The sequence below is a fragment of the Corallincola luteus genome, assembly GCF_004336975.1.
Classification (GTDB): Bacteria; Pseudomonadota; Gammaproteobacteria; order Enterobacterales; family Neiellaceae; genus Corallincola; species Corallincola holothuriorum.
The window spans coordinates 979836-1001853 of the sequence record NZ_SJXE01000001.1; the positions used below are offsets into that span (position 1 = coordinate 979836).

The window sequence follows — 22018 nt, forward strand, 5'->3', positions numbered from 1 at the left end:
TGGAAATTGTACTGCTGGTGATCCGTCACAGTGCAATAGCGAAGACAAAACGGCACAAAAAGATATCGATAACATAAGCCGTCGTCTTTACATCCTGTACCTTACAAAGCTCTAGCCAATGGGGACCGCTTCCTGGCTGAGCTACCTTGGCTAGGAGGCAGCCGTGTTACCAAAAACCATAAGGCAAAGCCTGATTGGCGTCGTAGGCGCAAGCGTCTTGAGCATCTCAGCTCAAGCAGCAGCTGAGCCACGAACCGCTTTCGTGCATCTTTTCGAGTGGCAATGGAAGGATATTGCTATTGAATGTGAAGAGGAATTGGGACCGAAAGGATTTTCGGCGGTTCAAGTTTCTCCACCGAATGAGCATGTACAGGGCGATGCCTGGTGGACTCGTTATCAGCCTGTAAGCTACAAGATAGACAACAGTCGTAGTGGTACACGGGCTGAATTTATCGACATGATAAACCGTTGTAGTGCGGTTGGTGTCGAAATATACGTTGATGCGGTGGTTAACCATATGGCCGGCGGCGGTGGTACAGGCACCGCTGGTAGTAGCTTCAGCTCGCCTAATACTTATCCTGATTATGGTGCAGCGCAGATGCACCAAAACAATTGTGATATCACCCCAGAGGATTACGGTACCAACGCATGGCGGGTACGTAATTGCTCTATTCCTGGCCTGCCTGATTTAGCCACTGAACGGGAAGACGTTCGGAATACTATTGCTGGTTACATGAACGAGATGATCAGCTTGGGTGTGACCGGCTTTCGTATTGATGCCGCGAAGCATATGGAGCCCGCCGATGTTGAGGCGATCCAAGCGAAGCTGAGTGCGCCGGTTTATATCTTCCAGGAAGTGATTGATCTCGGCGGTGAGAAAATCAGCCGCGATGAATACACCAGCTTTGCTGATGTCACTGAGTTCCAGTATTCAGCGAAAATCGGCGATACCTTTAAGAATGGCCAACTCAGTTGGTTAGCCAATTTTGGTAGCCCTTGGGGCTTTATGGCCGACGATAAAGCCGTGGTCTTTACCGATAACCACGATAATCAGCGTGGCCATGGGGCGGGCGGTGCCAATGTACTGACTTTTAAAGATGGCGCGCTTTACGATCTCGCTAACGTCTACATGTTGGCCTGGCCTTACGGCTATCCAAAAGTGATGTCCAGTTACCAGTTCGGTGACATTAACGACAAGGTGCAAACCGACATGGGACCGCCGGGCGTTCCGGTACATGACGGCAACAACCTCAACTGTTTTGCGGATCAGTGGAAGTGTGAACACCGCTGGCGTCCGATCGCCAATATGGTGTCGTTCCGTAACTTTACTGCGGGCTCTGCTGTGAGCAACTGGTGGGACAATGGCGGCAATCAGATCGCTTTTGGCCGCAGCGGCAAAGGCTTTGTGGTGATTAACCGTGAAGCAGGCGTTATCAACCAGAGCTTTGCTACTGGCATGGCTGCTGGCACTTATTGTGATGTAGTGAATAGCGATTTCGATAAGGATACAGGGCAGTGTGACGGTACCGAGATCACTGTTGATGCGGCAGGGAATGCGAGTTTCACTGTGGCAGCCTTTACTGCGTCGGCGATCCATGTTGGCGCAAGCTCAACAGGTATTTGTACCGATTGTGGTGGCTTTAACTGGGACAATGCTTACCTTCGTGGCACCAGCAATGGCTGGGCTACAACGGCGCTGGCGCAAAATAGTGAGACCGGACTGTGGGAAGTTAACGCCACTTTTGCTGCCGATAACCCACGTTTTAAGATCACCCGTTTTGCTGATTGGACAGAGGCGTATCCTGCTGAAGACTTCCTGATCACCGAAGGTGCTGGTGATTACTTAGTGACTTTCAATGATGCGACGCAGGCGATCTCTGCAACCAGGCAAACGGTCATTGTCGATCCCGATCCTATCGATATCGCAGCGAATAGCATCTGTTATGACAATGAGGCTGGTTTTAATACGCCAACTGTCCATTACTGGGCGGCAGCTCCTGCGGGTTCTCTTGCCGCGAGTGATTGGCCTGGAAAAACCATGGTGGCGCTGGGTGACTACTACTGTCACGATTTCGCTGTCGAGCTCTCCAGCGTTAATGTGATTTTTAGTGATAGCGGAGCTAATCAAGGAGCAGAACTTAATTCTACCGGCCAGGGCTGCTATCAAAATGGTGCCTGGAGCACATTAGAGGCGTGTAACTTCAAAATTGTTGTGCCGAAAATTGCGCCTATCGCAGACGCCGGCGCGGATATCACTATTTACGCTGGCGATACGGCCAATTTTGATGGTTCAGCGTCTTATGATAGTGATGGCGACATTGTCTCTTGGGCGTGGAGTAACACTTTAACTGGCGAAACAACCAGCCGGATCTACGATACTGCAGGTACCTATGTGGTGACCTTGACGGTGACAGATAATGACGGGCTAACGGCGACCGCACAGGTTACCGTGACCGTGATTACTGTGCCTATGAATGACAACTCAACTCTCTATTTTAAGAACAATTTAGGCTTCAATACGCCAACGGCACATCTGTTCGATGCGGTACCTGTAGCATCGGTCGCTGATACGGCTTGGCCTGGTGTTACCCTGGTCAGTGAAGGTGGCGATTGGTACAGCCATGACTTTGGTACCCATGTCGAGTCTGTCGGTGTGGTGTTTAGTAATAGCGGCGCTAATCAAACATTGGACCAAACCTTCACCCATGAAGCGCCCTGTTATCAAGATGGTGCCTGGGTAACCATGGAGCAGTGTGAATTTGGTCAACCTAAGGATTACAACTATCCCGAAGGGCGTGCCATCTACTTTTATAACGCAGATGGCTGGGCAACTCCGACGGCATATACCTGGAATGAAACACCAGCTGGTTCAGTTGTCAGTGATGGTTGGCCAGGTAAAGCGTTAACCGAGTTTGGCGATAACTTGTATTTCTTGGATATCTCAGCCGCAGCGGTTAGCAGTAACGTCATCTTTAGTGACGCAGGCAACAATCAAACCACCGACCAAGTATTTACTGGCGCCAATAACTGCTACAAGCAGGGTGAGTGGATGACGGAAGAGGCGTGTGGTGTGCCCTCGCCATTGTCAGCAAACGGGGGCGGAGATCGCACTGTCAATATCAATGGCACGGTGACACTTTCCGCTGATGGTTCCGTCGGTGACATTGCCAGCTACGCCTGGACGTCTTCTGCTTGGGGTACTTTGAATGGTGCGCAGGTGACGACCCCAGCTTTGACGAATGAAGGTGATCTCTCAGTCACCCTTACCGTCACAGCGACAGACGGTAAGACAGCGACTGATAGCTTTACTATTTCAGTTGTGGACAGTGGTTATGGTTTGGCTTCCCGTCCTTTGTTAGCGGCGCCGTTGAACTTCCCGACCTCAGGTCAGGTGTCAAACGGAAACTACGGTTTTGAAAATGCTTTTCCTAACCTAGAGGGCTTATTCGGTGCCGCCGTGTTGGTGCTGCATGACGGCTTCAACGATCTGCTTTATGTCGTCGATAAGCCTGGCCGCGTTTATGCCTTCCCTAATAGGGAAGATGTGACACAGCTGGAAGTGAAAACCGTACTCGACATACGTGGTGTTGTGCGTGATAACCATGAGCAGGGTTTGCTTGGTTTAGCATTTGATCCCGACTTTGCTAACAACGGCTATTTCTATGTTTATTACAACTATGGTCTGAATGATGATTCTAGTGATGGTGGTGTTTATGGTGACGCGATTTTAGAGCGTTGGACCATGGACAATCCAGCTAATCCGACGGCGGCTATTGCTGGATCAAAAGCTGAAGTATTGCGTGTGCCGCAGTTCGGCCCTGACCATAAAGGTGGCATGCTGCAGTTCCATCCAACTGAAGGTTACTTATACCTGAGCATTGGTGATGGCGCGTATGGCCACAGTGCCACACAGTCATTCCCAGAAGATCCGCGTACTAATAACAGTCCACAGGAAACGGATAATCTGCGCGGCTCTATCATCCGCATCGAAGTATTGGATACCCCAGAGGCGGGTAAATACTACCGTGTACCTGGAGATAACCCATTTGTGGGTGATCCCAACGTGCTGGATGAGATCTGGAGCTATGGTCACCGTAATCCATGGCGCTGGGCGTTTGATACTGTTGCGCCATATACCCTTTGGGAAACTGAAGTGGGTCAACAGGGTTATGAAGAGGTCAACATTATTCAGCCGGGTCAAAACTATGGCTGGCCGATCTGTGAAGGTGTGATTAACCGCGGTGCGCTTGGTGGCGACGGTACATCTAATCTTGACTGTAATAGTGATTTTGTGCCACCGGTTGGCGGTTTCTATCACACCGGCAGCTCTTCGATTATCGGTGGTTTTGTCTACCGTGGCAGTAACCTCCCAGGACTGAATGGTCGCTTTATCTTTGGTGACTACAACTCGAAGTTGATCTGGTCGATCGCTGAAGGTGAAGAGAAAGTTGTGTTGTCTGATGCCTTCCCTGAGAACATCGCCTCGTTTGGTACTGGCCTTGATGGCTCAGACCTATTCATTACCACTTACGGCGTTGAATTTGGTGATGGTAGCTCGCGCATCTATAAAGCGGTTGATCAAAATATTGAGCAAGCCGTGGTGCCAGCTAAGCTGTCCCAGACAGGTATCTTTAGTGACCTGGCGCAGCGTATCCCTGTCTCTGGCGTCGTCGCTTATGAACTGAACTCAGATGCTTGGTTCGATGGCTCGATTGTTCGTCACTATATGGCGATACCAAACGACCAGGTTATCGGCTTCTCCGATGATGGTAACTGGACATTCCCGGTGGGTACGGTTTTGGTTAAGCAGATTGAAGTGACCATTGATGCTGATGGCAACACTCGCCCATTGAATACCGCGGTGCTGTTTAAGCAAGAAGCCGGCTGGGAAGCGGCGAACTACAAGTGGAATGAATCCTATACTGATGCTGATCTGGTGGCTGAGTTTGAAACTATCAATGTGACAGAGTGGGTAGATGGCGCGTTGGTGAGTCGCGAGCGTGTGATCCGTACGGGTAACGAATGTGCCAGCTGTCATGTGGGTAACGGAAGCAAAGAGCCGTTGGCAATGTTTACCCGCCAGCTAAATGGCGATATGCAGTATCCAAACATGCTCGATAACCAGTTACGTACGCTTAATTTCATCGGTATGTTTGATCAGAATATCTCTGGGCCTGCGTCGTATCCTGCTTATGTCGATCCTGCTGATACCAGTGAAGATGTAAACGAACGCGCTTACACTTACATGGATACAAACTGTGCCCATTGCCACCAAAGCGAAGGCTTTATGGACTTGCGATATGAGACGCCGATCGGTGCCAAAAATATCGTTGGTGTGGCCACCAGTGGTGATCTATTCCGGGTTGATCCATTCCACCCGGAAAACAGTGTGGTGTATGTATTCCAGACTACGGATGGCAACCGTATGCCGAAAGGCTCGAAATATACCAATCCGCTGGCATTGAGCCTGTTTGATCAATGGATATCAGCACAGAATGCGATTGTGACCGGCTTGCAGCTTAATGTCTCTTCATTAACGCCAGAGCTCGGGGCGACGGTCAGTCTGTCGGTATCCGACCTGTTCGACAATGGCTTTACCGCACCGGTAACGGGCTCAGTTATTTGGAACTCCAGTGATCCATCGATTCTTGATGTGAGTGGATTTTCTGCTGCTAGCTTGCAATTGACTACCTTAGCTCAAGGTGAAGTGACCTTGATGGCGACTGTCGGTGGCGCTTCGGACAGCATCACCTTGGTGGTCGGTAACGGCCCAGCTAAACCGACTCACTTCTCTGCACTGGCGCTTTCCACGTCGGCAATCAGCCTGACCTGGAATGATAATGCCGATGATGAAAGCAACTATCTGCTCTATCGTCGTCTGCAGCCAAACGATACATGGGAGCTACTGGTTGAGCTGGAAAGCGATACCATTAGCCATGTTGATTCAGGCTTGATAGCTGACACCGCTTACTATTATCAACTTGTGGCGAATAATGCCGAAGGCAGCTCGCCAGCGGTATTTAGTAGCGTATCAACCAAGTCCGGTAGCAGTGGTATATACGACGCGTTAACCATAGTACCGGGTGCTGTTACGTTGCTCGCCGGTGGTACGCAGCAGCTGGTTGCTGTTGGCGAAACAGCGGATAGCCGTGACGGTATCACCTATGACGTCACCTGGAGCATTGCTGATACTAACATTGCCACTGTGGATGCATCTGGTTTAGTGACTGGCGGCAGTGTTGCCGGTACTACGACCTTGACCATCACCACCCTTGAGGGCGATGAAACGTCGGTTGATGTGGTAAATCAGGGCGAAGGCTTTTATGTCTACTTCCAGCAGCCAGGGGATTGGGCTGAAGCCAGCATGTATACCTGGTACGGCCCGCAAGGTGGCGAAACCAAAGGCTTGGGCGATTGGCCTGGCACCAGTATGGAAGCGGCGCCAGAGTACGGCGGCTTGTGGAAGCGTCAGCTGATTAAAGAGGAGTTCTTCGGCGGCAGCAATAACGTCAACCTGATCTTCAACTGTGGCAGTGCAGAGTGTCAGACTGACAACTTGGTGCTGACCCGCGGTTCAACCAACGTGTGGTTTGCCGACAATGCTTGGTTAGCACAAACACCAGAAGTTGATGGCGCACCTGCCGGTACACAAGTGCAGGTGCAAAATGGCCGTATCAGTCTGCCGGGTAGCACTGTCAATCTGACCAGTAAGCTGTTCGTTCCTGGCACCGTGGCTGATATTGTGGCAATCGACGCAGGCCCAGGGCAGCGTTTCTCTGGCTGGGAAGGTACTGGCATTGCATTGCTGCTCGATCCAAACAGTGCGGCAACCAAGTTAGTCATCGAAGATACGGTCTCTCTTACGTTGTTGGCTGTATTTGAGAGCATCGAAGACACTCACAAAGCAGGTCGGGAGCAATATCAAGCGATGTGCGCAAGTTGCCACGGCTCTGAAGGCGGTGGTTATCCAAATCTAATCAATATCGCTAGCCGTATGACGCTGGAAGACCTGGCTGATTATATCGAAGTGAGCATGCCGAAAGGGAATGTTGGTGCCTGTGTCGGCGACTGTGCAACAGAAGTGGCCGCCATGGTGTTTGAAGAAGCATATAAGGTGCCTGATGAACTTTGTGATGCCGATAGTCTGAATGACATGGTGCCACCTGATCGCGGATTCCGTCTGCTCACCGCTTATGAGTACAACAACTCAATTCGTGACCTGTTAGGTTTGACTAACGACATCAATGTGACGAACTCAGTGCCGCAAGATATTGCCGTCAATGGTTTCAAAACTGACGCCAATGCTGTGTTTACTAACGAGCATGTATCGGGCTACCTAGATGCCGCCGAACTGGCTGCCGATATGGTGACTAGCTTGAATGACTTGGCACCAGAATGTAGTGGTGAAACTGACTGTATTATCAATAGTTTCGGTAAACGCGCTTTCCGTCGACCTTTGTCTGCCACTGAGTTTGCTCAATTGAAATCTCTGCACTCAGCAGAAGGCGATAAAGGACTGTTGACAGGTATCTTCTCGTCACCACTGATGCTGTATCGCTCTGAGGTGGGTGAAGAGATTACTTCGGGTGACCGCGAAGGTTTCTTCGAGTTGACTGATTATGAAGTTGCCGGATTACTGAGTTATACCTTCTGGGCAACGACACCTGACGCAACACTGATGAGTGCTGCCGACGCAGGTCAGCTAAGCAGTTCAAGTCAGATCCAGGTTCAGGTGGAGCGTTTACTGGCAGATGATAAAGCGAAGTTGGCTTTTGATCGCTTTATTGAAGGCTGGTTAGGCACCAACCGTGAGATCGACGGTCAGGTGAGTGAATCTCTGAAGGAGTCGATGCGTGAAGAGACTCATCACTTTGTTCGTGAAATTGTATTTAGCGGCGGCTCTTATAACGAGCTGATGACGGCTGATTACAGTTATATGAACCAAGAACTGGCCGCCCATTATGGCCTCTCTTGGCCAGGCGGCAATGGTTGGCAGAAAGTGACCTATACCGGTGATAACTCAGATAGGGCAGGTATCTTGGGGCATGCCTTTACGCTGGCTGCATCTGCTAACGGTGAGGCGACTCACCCGGTCAAACGTGGTCTGTTTGTTCGTCGCAACTTAATGTGTCAGGACTTCCCGCCACCACCTGTGGGCGCAGAGCTTAAACCTGTAACGGATCCATCGAAGACGGTACGCGAACGCTTCGAGACCCATATTCAGGAGCCTTGTGCAGCGTGTCACCAGTACATAGATGGCATCGGTTTTGGTTTGGAAAGCTATGATAATCGTGGCTTGTTCAGAACGACCGAAACGACAGCCGATGGTACGGTTAAGCCTGTCGATGCGAGTGGCTACATTGGTAGTTTGGCATCCGCCGAAACTTTCCTGACCGCATCAGACCCTATCTACAACTTCAGCAGTATGACTGAGCTATCAGGCCTGATTGCTGATAGTCGACATGGTAAAGCGTGTTTTGCGCGGCAGTGGTATAGAGCAACACGGGGGCAGCGAGAAGAACGAGATGATAGCTGTACCTTGCAGGTGTTTGGCGACCAGTTCAAACAGGCTGACAGTGAGCGCTCTATTCTCGAGTTGATGGTTGATATGACCCAAACTCAAAACTACATACTGCGTAAGTAACGGAGGCGACAAAGATGAACGTATTAAAGAATAAAATGCAGCGTCGTGAGTTCCTTCGTGGCTTAGCTATGGCTGGAATGGCGGTACCCTTTGCCAGTCAGTTCTTGGTGGCAGGCAAAGCACATGCAGCTGGAAACAGTGCCAAGCGCTTAATTGTGGTGTTTTACCCCAACGGCTGTAAGCGAGATAGCTGGCACAGCTATGGTGACCAGTTAAATGAGGCTAGTCTTGCTAATAGTCCATTACTGCCTCTTGCCCCTTATGCTGATCGCATGGTGGCATTTAAGAACTTGTCCTTCATTGGGCATGGCGGTAGCTCGGGCCACCCTGAGGCGTGTCGCGGTGTGTTTTCGGGCGGGCATGAGTATTCGCCGACCATTGATGTGGCCATTGGTGAAGCACTCAATGCCGGTACGCTGAACAATAATCTGCACATGGGCCTGTGGTCATCGCAGAAAACGGACAAGGAATATCATCCGTTTACTGATAAAAATGGAAATAAAATCATTCCAAATGATGATCCTCAGTCTATCTACGACAAGTACTTTGCCTCCCTTGGGGGCGGCAGTGGCGGCGAGACTGATCCCGCCACTGAAAGCCGTAAGCGGGTGTTAGAAACTCTGCATGAGAACTTAGATGTGATGCAGACATACTCGCTGAATGCCAAGCAGACCGCTAAGTTGCAAACTCACGAAGAGTCGCTCGACTACTTACAACGGGTATTGAACAGTAACCTCGACCTGAGTGGCTTAAATCGCCCCTCAGTCGGTATGACAGGTATCAATGATGAGGCGGAGTTGGTCGCCCAGGCACAGATGCGAAATATCGCTTATGCCATGGAGTATGACTTGACGCGCGTTGCTACCTTCCAGTTTATGTCGGCTCAAGATGAGTCTTTGAAGGTTAACTTTGAAAGTATTCACCCTTACATGGGTGACTACGCTTTCCCACCAAAGCTGACCTACAACGAAACGAAGAGCCATGTAAGTTCACATAACGAGAACAATCTGTTTGATGCTCAGACTCGTTGGTACAACATGATGGTTAAGTACCTGTGTGATGAACTGGCTGCACGACAAGATCCTACCGGTGGCGGTACGTTGTTGGATACCACGATGATCCTGATGATGTCAGAGATGGGCGGCGGTAACCACCAGCAGGAAAATCCCGGTGTATATGTTGTGGGTGGTGGTAATGGTGCGATAAACCAAGGTGTGGTTGTCGATGCCGGTAACCGCGGTAGTTCTAACCTGTTCCTCGACTTGGCAAAAGCGATGGGGTTAGGTTGGTCGAATTATGGCAATAGTAATGGCGGTATTCCTGGTTTCCTTGCATAGAGTAAGCGGCATGTGAGGTTTGGGCGGCCTGCTGGTCGCCCGTTTTTAATCGCGAGTGAATACTGACCTGAAGTCGACAAGTAGTCGGAATGCAAAAAGGAGTAATGGAAGATGCGTTGGTTTGCTGCAGGTTGTGCGTTGGTATTCTTGTTATTTGCGGTAGTGCAGCTAAATGATCCAGATGGTGTTATCTGGTTTATTGGTTATGCGGCTATTTCGGCTAACTTTGTTGCTGTGGCGTTGGGCTATGGTAAAGAGCTGCCTCTCTGGCTTGGGGCGATGCTGTCGCTTATCGTCTGTGCCTGGTACTCACCCAGTATCATCGAGTATCTTTTCAACAGTGATGGTATGGGGATGACCAATGGCATGAGCTTTAGCTACCCCTATATTGAAGAAACCAGAGAAGCGTTTGGATTACTGATAGCTGCAATTATGCAGTTGATTGCCGCTTGGAATCTGCCTGTTAACAAGACGCAGGAAGAGTCGCTGCCCCATATCGTTTAGCCGATTTTATAACTCATACTTCTTGAACTGCCATTCTTTGCCGACACCTTTGTGTCGGCTTTTTTGTTTTTAGCTAGGGCCTTTTAGAACTATTACTTTAAAGCGAACGATTACAGATTCGATTTTTTAGCCAAAACGGTTATGGTGTTTCGATTACTTGACGTTGACCATGCCATAGACAGATATATGAAGTGCTCCTCCTGTGCCGGTAATTTCCCCGCCAACAAGTTACGCATCATTGAAACCAGCCGTTACTGTGAGACTTGCGAAGCCAGATTGTTTGCGCCGCCCAAAGCATCTCTGGGGGGAAAGGTGGCTAAAAAAATAAAAACAAGCCGGGAAACTGCGCTGGTGACTCCAAGAGCGGGGCGTATCAGCTATATCTTGAACTCATTTCTTGCCTGGATAGCGGCTCCGATATTGCTGGCGAAGATCCTGCCTAACGCTACTTCTCAATATCCTACATCTTCCGCAACCATGAGTGTTGCTGATCCATCACCGCTACATCTAATCATACTGTTGGTGGCTGTCGTATTGAGCTGGTTCTATACCATGGCTCGGGTGAAAGATCTGGGCTGGCCGATAGTGTTGGCCTTTTTCTACTGCTTACCGGGACCCAACTTTGCGCTATTCATCTGGCCAGGAGAACGGGATAAGAACAGTTATGGTACGCCCCCTGCAAAACCCTCATGGGTAAAGGCGATTATCGCTGTTCTGCTTTGGCCAGCTGGCGTAGTGGTTGCCAGTAAAGTGCTGGGCGTTTAGATTTTTTGCAGAGGTGATTGCTGGTGTTTTGCGTCGGCACTTTTCAGCGCCCGTTTCAGTAATAATTGATCTCCGCCGCAGATACTTCTTAGCGATACCAACTACGCTTACCTAAGGCTGCATCAGTTAAGGATCTAAAATGGGTGATAACTCTTTGAAGCGCATCGATATCGATGAGCTTGAACTAGGCATGTTTGTGGTCAATGTGTTGGCGCAGAAGGGCGGCGTGACGGTCAAGACACAGGGCCTGGTTCGGATCCCTTCTGCTGTCGAGAACCTGAAACGCGCCGGTGTTACCAGCTTAATGGTCGATATGACTCGTAGTGAAATAGCGAGTCAGACCGCCGACGAGCCCGTGGATGATACAGCGCAGGCCGTTGAGTATGACAATGTTTCGTTTGATGAAGAGGCGGGACGGGCGTTAAAGCTATATGAGAAAGCGCGAGATTATCAGAAGCGGCTTTTTACCGAAATCAGTGAAGGTAAACCTGTCGATTTAGATCAGGCATCAGATTTAGCTGATCAGCTCATAGATTCGGTGTTCCGCAACCAAAATGCCTTGTGCTTTATGGTGCAGATGAAAGACAAAGATGAATATCTGTATCAGCATGCGATTAACTGTTCGACTCTGATGACCCTGTTCGCACGCCATATGGATTTTAATCGCGACACCATACAAAACCTGGCGGTGGGGATGCTATTCCACGACGTCGGCAAGATCCATATCCCCAGGGAGTTGATTGATAAGCCCGGCGAACTGACGGGAAAAGAGTTTGAGTTAGTGAAAGATCACGTTGATATCAGTTGGGAGATCGCGTCGTCGATACCGCATATCTCCAGTGAGACGCTCGATGTGATCAAACTCCACCATGAGCGTATGGATGGCTCAGGGTATCCCCATGGCCTGGCCGGTGAGGAGATCAATATCTATGGGCGGATGGCGGCGATCATTGATTGTTACCATGCCTTGACGTCGGATCGCCCCTACAAGGATTCAGTCACCAGTATGACGGCGTTTAGTATCATGAAAAATGGTACGCCGGGAGAGTTTGACCAGGACCTCTTGAATCAGTTTATTCGGTGCGTCGGTATCTATCCGGTGGGCACCTTGGTGAAACTCAAGAGTGGCAAGTTAGCGATCGTGATGCAGGGTAATTTTTCTAATCCGCTACAACCCAAAGTGATGGTGTTTTACAGCACCCGCCAGCATCACCATACCGAACCCAAACTGATTGACCTTGCTGATAAGCATTGCTCGGAGGAGATTGAAACATCGGTGCGGCCTCAGCAGTTTGACCTGAACCTGATGAAGTTCTTTAAACAAGTACTGATTTAAGGCCTAGTGCATTGAGGGAGGCTGCTATCCAAGTGATTGCCCATCGCGGAGATTGTACTGCCGCGCCGGAAAACTCGTTAGCCAGTATTCAAGCAGCGCTTAATTCTGGTTGCCGCTTACTTGAGATCGATGTGCAGCTCTCTAGTGACGGTGTCCCTGTGCTGTTCCATGATCGTGACTGCAAGCGGTTGTTGCGCAACCCCATGCCGGGTGCCATCGCTGATTACCCGATAGCGACACTGCAGCAATGGCAGATAGAAGAGCATGAAAGACTACCCGCTATCCGTGCGCCATTAACCTTGCTGTCCGAGGTGGTGACTCAGCTGGTGAATCACCCCGATGTCACGTTGTTTGTCGAAGTGAAAAGGGCAGCATTGGAGCGCTTCAGTTATGCCCAGCTATTTGACACCTTGATGGAGACATTGCGGCCTATCCTATTACAAAGCGTGCTGATCAGCTTTTCTCTGCCGTTCTTACGCTACGCTCGCGCCCATCATGGCCAGCGTTTGGGGGTGGTGTTAGGGGATTGGGAGTGGTTAAAGGACCGTACCATTGAGCAGATCGCCCCAGAGTATATCTTTTGCAATATTGAACGGGTTCCAGAGGGGGAGTGCTTTACCACGCAGCATCCACAGTGGGTTATCTATGAGGTCGGCAGTGAAGCGTTGCGGGATGATTTGGCGAGGAGAGGGATCACTATGATTGAAAGCTTTTTTCCCGCTAAGTTGATGGCAAAGTAGGCACCGCCATGGCAACCGATTATGACGTTGTGGTTATCGGTGCGGGGATCAATGGTGTCGGTGTGGCGGAGGCGCTTGCTGCCGCTGGCTACAAAACTTTGGTGGTTGAAAAGAGCGGTGTTGGCACCCAAACCTCTTCCCGCTCCAGCAAATTGATCCACGGTGGGCTTAGGTATTTAGAGTCCGGGCAGTTCGGATTAGTGAGGAAAGCACTAAAGGCCAGAGCAACGCTGTTACATCTGGCTCCTGAATTGGTCAAGCCGACGCCTTTTGTTATTCCTGTTTACCCCCATTCTCAACGTCAGGCAGGCACCCTGCGTTTAGGCTTGGGTCTGTATGCGTTGCTATCAGGGTTCGACCCCCTTGGCCGATTTCAACAGCTGGCGATACCGGATCTGGCGAAAGATGGCTTGAACTGCGATGGTGTGAGTCATGCCTTGCAATATTGGGATGCCAGCACTGATGACCAAGTACTAACCGTGGCGGTGATGGAAAGTGCTTTACGTTGTGGTGCGGAGTTGCTGTGCCCTGCGACACTGACGGCGTTGCAGCAGGTTGATGGTGGTTATCGTATTGATTGTGATCTGCTATCTGCAGACAAGGTTGTGCAGCAACAGTCATTGACCTGCGCCGCGGTAGTGAACTGCGCTGGCCCCTGGGTCAATGAAGTGATCTCTTTAGTCACGCCAAACAGCAAACAGGTGTCGGTGGAGTGGGTGCAAGGTGCCCATATTATCCTCGATCATCCCGCGCCATCGCAGGTCTATTATCTGGAGTCACCAACGGATCATCGCGTCGTGTTCGTGATGCCTTGGCAGGGACAAACCATGGTGGGAACCACGGAAACTGTTTTTCAGACGTTACCAGAGGAGATCCGCCCGACAGCTCAGGAGATCTGCTATTTGGAAATGCTTTATCGTCATTATTTTCCGAATAACCAAGCAAAAACAGTAGCAAGTTTTGCCGGGCTTAGAGTGCTACCTAAGCTCGACAGTGACGCCTTTTCTCGTCCACGAGATACCTTGCTGTTCACCGATCCCCAACATCCGGATCTGTTGAGCGTGTATGGCGGTAAACTCACCACCTACCGCGACACGGCATCCCGCGTACTTAACTGGAGCTGCAGGCGTCTAGGGGCGAGAGAGTCTGTGGCTGACTATCCATCATTGCCGCTTTATCCGCCGGTAAACGCTGTCGCATCGCCTGCTGCCAAGCGCTAAACCTTTGCGATAGTGCAGGGGCATGTTGCGGCACAAATTGGCTAGTTACTTCTGCATTGCGCCAGTCTGCGGGAGATCCCGCTAACCACCATGCGCAGCCTAAGGCCGAGCCCTCTACTTCCTGCTCGCGAAACACCTCCATGCCACTGATATTAGCCAGTGTTTGGCAAAGGTAGTCAAGACGGCTCAGACCACCGCATATCTCTATCTTTGTGGGGGTGGGAGGATGCGCTGACAGGCGTTGGATAATGATCTGCAATAGAAAGGCTACGCTTTCGATAACCGCAGTCAGTTTCGCTACTGGCGTTACGCCATCTAGTGACTCCGGGTGTTGAAATTCACTGTTAAAGCCGGGTAGCCAAAAGGGAGCACCAAGACCACCAATACCATTAAGAAACAGAGGAATGTTGTTGAGCTGGCCATTAACCTGGGCGAGGAGATCGGATTGTGATCCTTGTTTGGTCGTCACCTCCGAAATCACTTGTTGGATCGCAGTCGCGGCACCGTTTACTGTGCCCTCCAATACGCGAAACTGCTCTTTGCCATGGTGCACCAAGCTACGTAGCAGTGCAGTGTCATCGCCATCGGTGACCCGAGAGATAAATGCGCCGGTACCGACATTAATGGATAAAGTGGTGGGTGATGGTTTGCCACGACTGAATAACACTGTTGCTTGATCACCATTGACGTAGTGAAGGGGCAGGGAAAGATTACCCAGCTGTATCTCTCCGTAATACTCGTCATTGGCACAGATGGTCGGTAGCCATTGCTGCTTAATGGCGAACTTCTCCAGTAACTCTGCTGACCATTGGCAATTAATATGATCCATCAGTAATGTGCGGGAGGCGTTGACAGCATCTGTCTGGTACTGTTTACCGCCGGTTAGCTGCTGGGTAAGAAAGCTGGCTATCGGGGTGAACATCAACTCATCCGCCTCGGCTGCTTTGTTTACCGCGTGGTTATGTTTCAGGCTCCAACGCATTTTTGCCACGCCGTAATGGGGGCTGAGGCGTAAACCGGTTATTGAGCGCAACTCCGTCGTGGTTATCGCCACTTTTCGCAGGTTGCCGCCGCCTCGGATATCCTGCCAACTCATAACCGGGGTTAACACTTGCTGGCTGTTTGCATTAACAGCTAGCAGGCTGGCGCGTTGAGTCACTAACCCGGCGGATCTTAGTTGTTGTCTTTGAATGATGCTGAGTTTCTGAACTGCACGTAGTGCACACTGCTTAATATCACGGGTAATGGCGTCAGCATCCTGCTCGATATGACCTTTGCTACCATAATGAGTGGCAATGGCATGTTGTGCTCTGGTGACCACGTTTCCCTGATGATCGACAACCAGCGCACGAACACTCTGGCCTCCCTGATCGAGTATTAGAAATAACGGCATGATATCTGCTGATGTAGATGGAGATCTAACAAGCGTAGCCGTTTCTATCCCTTTTGTGGTGGGCTAAAGTGGCCAAAATGAATATGCGCTTTTTAGAGTGTTCTTACTTGGTGCATAGGGCTTGGGTTTGCGCCCTATCGTGACTGTTGATTTTTTTTACAATATTTTTTTGAGCGAGAGTGATATGAGCGAAATTTGTCCGGTGCCTCAGGGTAGCCTTATTTTAAGAACATTGGCGATGCCTGCGGATACCAATGTCAACGGCGATATATTTGGTGGTTGGATCATGTCGCAAATGGACATTGCCGGTGGGATCTTGGCAAAAGAGATCGCTCGCTGTCGTACCGTCACTGTGGCGGTGAATTCTATTAAGTTTATTCAGCCGGTTAAGGTGGGAGATATTGTTGGCTGCTATGGCTCAGTCGTGAAAATTGGCAATACCTCTTTGACGCTCAATCTTGAAGTGTGGATCGAGCCCATTTTACGGGCAACTGATGGTGATTGTGCCCATATCAAGGTGACGGAAGCGGACTTTACCTATGTGGCAATCGACAACGATGGTCAGAAGAAGGTAATTGACAAAGAAAACTATCCCAGTGGGAACTAGTCGCGAAATCATCTGACAATCGATAATTGTCGGTAGGTGGTTGTTTGCCTGCCAAAAATTTAGACTAGACTGATACTTATCACGCCTGTTGTGGATGGCGTAGGAAACACCTTGGAACAGGAAGCATGGCTTCGGCACAGGTGACGCCGTATCCACCTGAGTGTACTGCTCAATGATGAAGAGCAGTATTCGCAGTCGTAAACTGCTTCCTCCCGCAAAGGGAGTTGGTCATGATAGGTATAGTTAACACACAGAGACTCAACGTGCGTGATCGTCCTGCTGCCGATGGTCGCAAGTTGGGCGTGGTTAATCGCAATGCCGTGTTGCCGGTGTTGGCTCAGAGAGATGGTTGGTATGAGATCCGTTATCAGCAGCATAGCGGATTTGTCTCCGCAGAATATCTTCGTATCGCCGATACGTCACCGAGACAGAGTGGCGTTATCAATGCTTCCCGGCTCAATGTTCGTTCCCGCCCTGATCGCCATGCGCCGATCTTAGGTTCGTTGGTAAAAGCGAGTGTGTTGGAGGTTGAAGGCTCCCATGGCGATTGGTTGGAAGTGAGTTTCAATCAGGCAACTGGATACGTGTTGGCAGAGTACGTTGATCTGCATCTTTCCCCTGAGCCTACTCAGGCAAAAGTGATCACGGCGGTGTTGAACGTACGTGGCCAACCTGACGCTGCCAGCACGTTGATTGGCCAAGTCGTTGCGCAGCAGTTGGTGTCGGTGACCGGACAACTTGATGGCTGGAGTGAGATTGTTTTTTCTAAGGGAAGGGGATATGTCGCCAGCCGCTACCTTCAACCTCTCAGCGAACAGCAGCTAGAGATGCAGCAACCCGTCGCTGCGCCAGTGGCATCCCATTCCAAAGAACAGATGGCTGTCGTCAATGCTTGGCAGAAGTTCGGGCCAGCGCTCAAGTTGATGGCCAGCGAACATCAACTGGATGTTGCCACCGTGGTTGCCGTGATCTGTGTAGAAAGCGGCGGCAAAGGCTTCGAGCCAAGCAATCAAGATCGTATGATTATTCGGTTTGAAAACCACAAGTTTTGGAAATATTGGGGACGTTCTAACCCGGATATATTCAACGCCCATTTTGTTTACGCAAAAGACAAAGTGTGGAAAGGCCATCAGTGGCGTGCATCGCGGCAAGATCCTTGGCAGAGCTTTCACGGTAATCAAGAAAAAGAGTGGCAACTGCTTAGTTTTGCTCGCAATTTGGATGATACCGCAGCGTTACTTTCGATCAGTATGGGCGCGCCGCAGATCATGGGGTTTCATTATCAAACCCTTGGCTATGCCACGGTACAGCAGATGTTTGCAGAGTTCTGTATTGATGTTGATCGACAGATCGATGGCATGTTCGCCTTCTTTTCTCCGGCAATGCTCCAAAGCTTGCAACAACTCGATTTTGAACGTTTTGCCGGTTACTACAACGGCAGTGGTCAGAAGGCGTTTTATGGGGCGGCTATCAGTCGCCACTACCAAGCATTTAAGCAGCAGTTCAGTTAATTCAATTCAGTAGTAATAGCGTAGCAAGGAGAGCCCCATGAGCATTTTAAGTTTTATCAGTAGCATCTTCGAACCGGCCACCAAGCTGGTGGATGAGCTACATACCAGTGAAGAAGAAAAGCTGACCATGCGTCGTCAGCTGCGTCAGGTAGAAAATGAATTTCTTGGCAAAGTCTTGGATTATGAGACCAAGCTGTTAGACAACCAGGCGTCGATTGTGCAAGCGGAAGCGACGGGGCAATCGTGGCTGCAGCGGAACTGGCGACCGATCACCATGCTAACGTTTTTGGCACTCGTGGTGCTGGATAGCTTTGATTTGTTGGCGTTTCGTTTAGCTGACGAGGCCTGGCTGCTATTGCAGATCGGTCTTGGAGGGTACGTTGCAGGTCGCTCTGCCGAGAAGATAACCGCACAAGTGGTGAATAAACGTAATGCGGGCAGCTCAGACGCTAAAGGCTAGTCTTTTATCCTGCTCTAATGTCAGAAGCCGAAGGGCAAACCTCTTGCAAAAAAGTGGTTAGGTAAAGGGCTTTTGGTTAATCGTGACAGCGTGGCAAGGGCACGCCATAATCGCTGTTTACGAGGTTTCTGACTCCAACGGGCCGATAGTTTGGCGGGAACACTTAACAACGCCAATAGCCACCACGTTGCAGAGCACATTGCATGCCATGTTGAGCGGTTAGTCTTCATTCGCCACTTAGCTACCCCTGCTTGAATATCGCTTGCAGTAAGGTCAGGGATCCGATGACACTCATTGATGAGTATGATGGCATCCCTAGCCATTAGCTCTGGCGTGGTTTGAGTTGGGCTCTCTTCAAAGTCTAAAAAGGTTACTTTTCTGCTGGCACTGATGGCGATATCTCTTAGGGCCGGGCGGCCATGAACGACACCCGCTTGGTGAAGAGTCCCCAGCGCATCAAATAGTTGGCTGACAATTTCTCGTTTCTCTGCGCTTTGCTCTAGTATGGTTTTCGCATCAACGCCAGCATCTTTAGTGATGAAACTATGGTCGGTGAAACTGGTGATTTGAACCACAGGTAGACCTTGTAAGGATAAGGCAAGTAAGCGCTTTAGTTCGCCGAACAGGCGCGCATTGGGTGGGATATTGGCATGGCTATTTAACCAGCCTTTCAGTTTTCCTCTAGACAATAGTGGAAGCATCCGATGGTACCAACGATGTTTATCTTCGCCTGCACGCTTGAGCCAGAACCGCTGACCGTTGACTTGAAATGAACGGACCAACTCATCACTTTCGCTATTCTGGCTTATTGATTTTAAGTAACTGTTGAAGCAAGGCAATTTTCTTATTTTGTTAGTATGGTATTTCATTGATTGGTACGGCACATGAGTGTTGAGTAGTGTATCGACCCTCTTTTGAACGATGGGTTCCGTGCTTCGTTCATTGCTTTGATGTGAGGCAACATGACGCGCTTTTTGGAACAAATATGAGAATATCTAAACAGAATTTAAAGGATGCGGCGCACGCCGATATTGTTTCGAGCGATCAGGTGGATGCATTGTGGTCCTTTTTGCTGAACAGCCAACGTGACAAAGCAGAATTTAGTTTCACGCACCTTCTTTACTACTTCGGCGGCCTTATCGCTATTGGCGCCATGGTGATTTTTGTCATCTTGGCAGAAGAGACGTTCGGTGGTCTTGGCTTCTCAGTGGTCAGCTTTTGCTACATGGCGGTCGCTTTTTGGTTGTTAAGGCGGTTTGCCGCAGAGCAACAGTCTACTGCCGCTGGTATTTGTGGCGCCTTTATCGTGGTGGTGACGCCGATGGTTTTTTATGGTTTGCAGCAAGCTCTAGGCTTGTGGCCAGACCATACGCTTTATCGTGAACATCAGTGGTCGACAGAGTGGCTTTTTCTTTCTTTGTCACTTTCCGCTTTGGTGATGGGGCTGGTGTTGGTATGGCGCTTTCGTTATCCATTTGTGGTCATGCCCATGACCGTGACGCTATGGTATTCGTTGGTGTATTTGGCGATTGTAAGTTCCGATAACTCAAATGATTGGGACTTCCGAGTACTGGCTTCATTATGGGCTGGTGTGATAATGCTGTTGCTGGCACTCGTCATAGATATCAAGAACCGCTCTCATCAGGATTACTCTTTCTGGTTGTATATGCTGGGCACCATTTCGTTTTGGTTGGGGCTCACCGCGCTCGGAGATGGGGAGCAGTGGGAGACCGTCACCTACCTGCTGATAAACTTAAGTATGATGGTGGTTGGTATAGTGTTGATGAGGCGTATCTTTGTTGTTTGTGGTGCGTTGGGGTGTTGCTTATATCTCGGGCATTTGGCCAGCGATGTATTTCAAGACAGTTGGCTTTTTCCGCTGGCATTAACTGGATTAGGAGGTTGTGTGGTTTACCTGGGGATCCTTTGGCAAAAACATGAAGCGGGAGTTATCGATTATTGTTGGCAGCACTTGCCTAACACGGTGACGAAATATTTAAGCCACTTACGACAGTGATAAAACAACTTTGGTTGGCAGGCCGCAGTTGTGGGAAGCGCAACTTCACAGCGCTACGCTGGTTGGGTAGATTAGACGGATAATGTCAGCCAAGTATTAGTTGAGCGATGTAATGACTAAGTATAAAAAAGGAGGGCCTTCCTCCGAGACTGTTCAAGAATCGGACTCGTTAGCAAAAGCGACCCAAAGGCCCGGACAAACCAAAGAACAGACAAAATTGATTGCTCAAGGGATCCAAAAAGGGATCGAGCTCTATAAGAAGCAACATAAAGCCAAGTTGAGAGAGCAGGACAAACGTAAGAAAAGGGCCAAACGCAGTGACGCCTCGGCCGACCTGGCTGATAGTGCAAGTCCAGATGAGGCTAAGTCAGGGTACCGTCAACACCCGCTACCTTGGATATTACTGTTGCTGTCTTGGTTAAGTATGGGCGCTTATCTGTTTCATTCGTTGGGAGCTAATGGATGAAGCATGCAACACAAGCGTTATTGGTTTCGGGCGTGGTTTTGCCTGGGTTGGCACAAGTGCAGCTCGGTAAGCCGATCCGTGGATACGTAGTAATGACGTTGGTGGTGGTGCTGGTGACAGCCGTGTGTATCAATGCGGTGTCATTGGCATTAGAAGCGCTGGAGCCTTTTACCCGAACAGGCATCATGCCGGATATGCAGCTGATCACCGAGTCGGTGCGGCAGGCGATCTATGCCCCCGAAGAGGCTTGGATGAGCTGGGCATTGTGGCTGCTGCTGGCCTGCTGGATATTTGCTGCAGTTGATGGCTACCTGTTGGGGCGAGCGAAAGATAAACAACTGGCGCAGGGGGAGAAGGGATGACGGACACCGTCGCTGCGCACCCTCAGACCGGAGTTATTACCAAGGCCGTTGAGCATTGGCTGCAGCAGGTGGTTATTGGGCTTAACCTGTGCCCATTTGCTGCCGCGCCAAGTCGTCGTGGAGCTGTGCGGATCCAGGTGACGACAGCCACCTCCCACGCTGGGCTCTCGGACGTCATGCTCGATGAGATGATCTTGCTGGATGAGTCTCCGGTGGAGCAGTTAGAAACGTCGCTTCTGGTTATCCCGGAGATGCTGCAACGCTTTGATGAATACAATCAATATCTGGATATTGCTGAAGGTTTACTTGAACAATATGACCGCGACGGCATTTATCAGATTGCCAGCTTCCATCCTGATTACTGCTTTGCCGGCGCAGCCCCTGATGATGCCGAAAACCTCACCAACCGCGCACCGTATCCGATCTTACATCTGATCCGCGAAGAACAGATGGAAAGGGTGTTGCGTCACTATCCCAACCCTGAGCAGATCCCAGAGCGTAATATCCGTTGTGTCAGTGATCTCACTGAGCAGCAGAAGCGTGAGTTGTTTGCTTATCTCTACTAGCTCATGGTCGTTGTGTTGCTAACTATTTAAGCGTTGGCTAATTCCATCCCTGGTGCACCATTTTTTGACATGGGTACTAACTTGTCATTG

At 50.1% G+C, this 22018-nt stretch carries 16 protein-coding genes; 14 read left to right on the forward strand and 2 right to left on the reverse strand.

What is annotated here, in order from left to right:
- Positions 1 to 163: 163 nt before the first annotated feature.
- The 7 genes from EZV61_RS04300 to EZV61_RS04330 all read left to right on the forward strand — a co-directional run bounded on the left by EZV61_RS04300 (position 164) and on the right by EZV61_RS04330 (position 14546).
- The gene (locus tag EZV61_RS04300; RefSeq protein ID WP_131414454.1) at positions 164 to 8644 is read left to right on the forward strand and encodes a starch-binding protein; all 8481 of its coding nucleotides are present in this window, start codon (positions 164 to 166) and stop codon (positions 8642 to 8644) included.
- Positions 8645 to 8658: 14 nt separating this feature from the next.
- Positions 8659 to 9981, forward strand: a complete 1323-nt coding sequence (locus EZV61_RS04305; RefSeq protein WP_131414455.1) for a DUF1552 domain-containing protein — start codon at positions 8659 to 8661, stop codon at positions 9979 to 9981.
- Positions 9982 to 10092: 111 nt separating this feature from the next.
- The gene (locus EZV61_RS04310; RefSeq protein WP_130566599.1) at positions 10093 to 10485 is read left to right on the forward strand and encodes a transmembrane 220 family protein; all 393 of its coding nucleotides are present in this window, start codon (positions 10093 to 10095) and stop codon (positions 10483 to 10485) included.
- 186 nt (positions 10486 to 10671) lie between these two features.
- Positions 10672 to 11250 (forward strand): DUF805 domain-containing protein, encoded by a 579-nt coding sequence (locus EZV61_RS04315; RefSeq protein ID WP_165419319.1) that lies wholly within the window; start codon positions 10672 to 10674, stop codon positions 11248 to 11250.
- A gap of 139 nt (positions 11251 to 11389) precedes the next feature.
- On the forward strand, positions 11390 to 12586 hold the full coding sequence (locus tag EZV61_RS04320; protein ID WP_130566601.1) for a cyclic di-GMP phosphodiesterase: 1197 nt from the start codon (positions 11390 to 11392) through the stop codon (positions 12584 to 12586).
- 32 nt (positions 12587 to 12618) lie between these two features.
- On the forward strand, positions 12619 to 13326 hold the full coding sequence (locus EZV61_RS04325) for a glycerophosphodiester phosphodiesterase family protein (RefSeq protein ID WP_165569527.1): 708 nt from the start codon (positions 12619 to 12621) through the stop codon (positions 13324 to 13326).
- Between the two features lie 8 nt (positions 13327 to 13334).
- The gene (locus EZV61_RS04330) at positions 13335 to 14546 is read left to right on the forward strand and encodes a glycerol-3-phosphate dehydrogenase/oxidase (protein WP_131414457.1); all 1212 of its coding nucleotides are present in this window, start codon (positions 13335 to 13337) and stop codon (positions 14544 to 14546) included.
- Here EZV61_RS04330 and EZV61_RS04335 read toward each other — a convergent pair.
- Entirely contained in the window at positions 14437 to 15939 is a 1503-nt protein-coding gene (locus EZV61_RS04335; protein WP_131414458.1) for an FGGY family carbohydrate kinase, read from the reverse strand. The genes EZV61_RS04330 and EZV61_RS04335 overlap by 110 nt on opposite strands.
- Positions 15940 to 16123: 184 nt before the next feature.
- On the opposite strand from EZV61_RS04335, the gene yciA reads away from it, so the two are divergent.
- The 3 genes from yciA (at position 16124) to EZV61_RS04350 (ending at position 18517) form a co-directional block, all read left to right on the forward strand.
- On the forward strand, positions 16124 to 16546 hold the full coding sequence (gene yciA, locus EZV61_RS04340) for an acyl-CoA thioester hydrolase YciA (RefSeq protein ID WP_114338842.1): 423 nt from the start codon (positions 16124 to 16126) through the stop codon (positions 16544 to 16546).
- 230 nt (positions 16547 to 16776) lie between these two features.
- Positions 16777 to 18057 (forward strand): N-acetylmuramidase domain-containing protein, encoded by a 1281-nt coding sequence (locus tag EZV61_RS04345; RefSeq protein WP_131414459.1) that lies wholly within the window; start codon positions 16777 to 16779, stop codon positions 18055 to 18057.
- Between the two features lie 37 nt (positions 18058 to 18094).
- On the forward strand, positions 18095 to 18517 hold the full coding sequence (locus EZV61_RS04350) for a 3TM-type holin (RefSeq protein WP_114338742.1): 423 nt from the start codon (positions 18095 to 18097) through the stop codon (positions 18515 to 18517).
- Positions 18518 to 18537: 20 nt separating this feature from the next.
- Here the strand turns inward: EZV61_RS04350 and EZV61_RS04355 are convergent, their stop codons facing one another.
- The gene (locus EZV61_RS04355; RefSeq protein WP_131414460.1) at positions 18538 to 19299 is read right to left on the reverse strand and encodes a BUD32 family EKC/KEOPS complex subunit; all 762 of its coding nucleotides are present in this window, start codon (positions 19297 to 19299) and stop codon (positions 18538 to 18540) included.
- 203 nt (positions 19300 to 19502) lie between these two features.
- On the opposite strand from EZV61_RS04355, the gene EZV61_RS04360 reads away from it, so the two are divergent.
- From EZV61_RS04360 to EZV61_RS04375, 4 genes are all read left to right on the forward strand, one after another.
- Positions 19503 to 20534 (forward strand): DUF2157 domain-containing protein, encoded by a 1032-nt coding sequence (locus EZV61_RS04360; RefSeq protein ID WP_130566607.1) that lies wholly within the window; start codon positions 19503 to 19505, stop codon positions 20532 to 20534.
- Positions 20535 to 20646: 112 nt separating this feature from the next.
- Positions 20647 to 21000, forward strand: a complete 354-nt coding sequence (locus EZV61_RS04365) for a DUF2956 domain-containing protein (protein WP_131414461.1) — start codon at positions 20647 to 20649, stop codon at positions 20998 to 21000.
- The gene (locus EZV61_RS04370) at positions 20997 to 21362 is read left to right on the forward strand and encodes a hypothetical protein (RefSeq protein ID WP_114338738.1); all 366 of its coding nucleotides are present in this window, start codon (positions 20997 to 20999) and stop codon (positions 21360 to 21362) included. The genes EZV61_RS04365 and EZV61_RS04370 overlap by 4 nt, the downstream gene beginning before the upstream one ends.
- Entirely contained in the window at positions 21359 to 21928 is a 570-nt protein-coding gene (locus EZV61_RS04375; protein ID WP_131414462.1) for a DUF1415 domain-containing protein, read from the forward strand. Before EZV61_RS04370 ends, EZV61_RS04375 begins: the two co-directional genes overlap by 4 nt.
- Positions 21929 to 22018 lie beyond the last annotated feature (90 nt).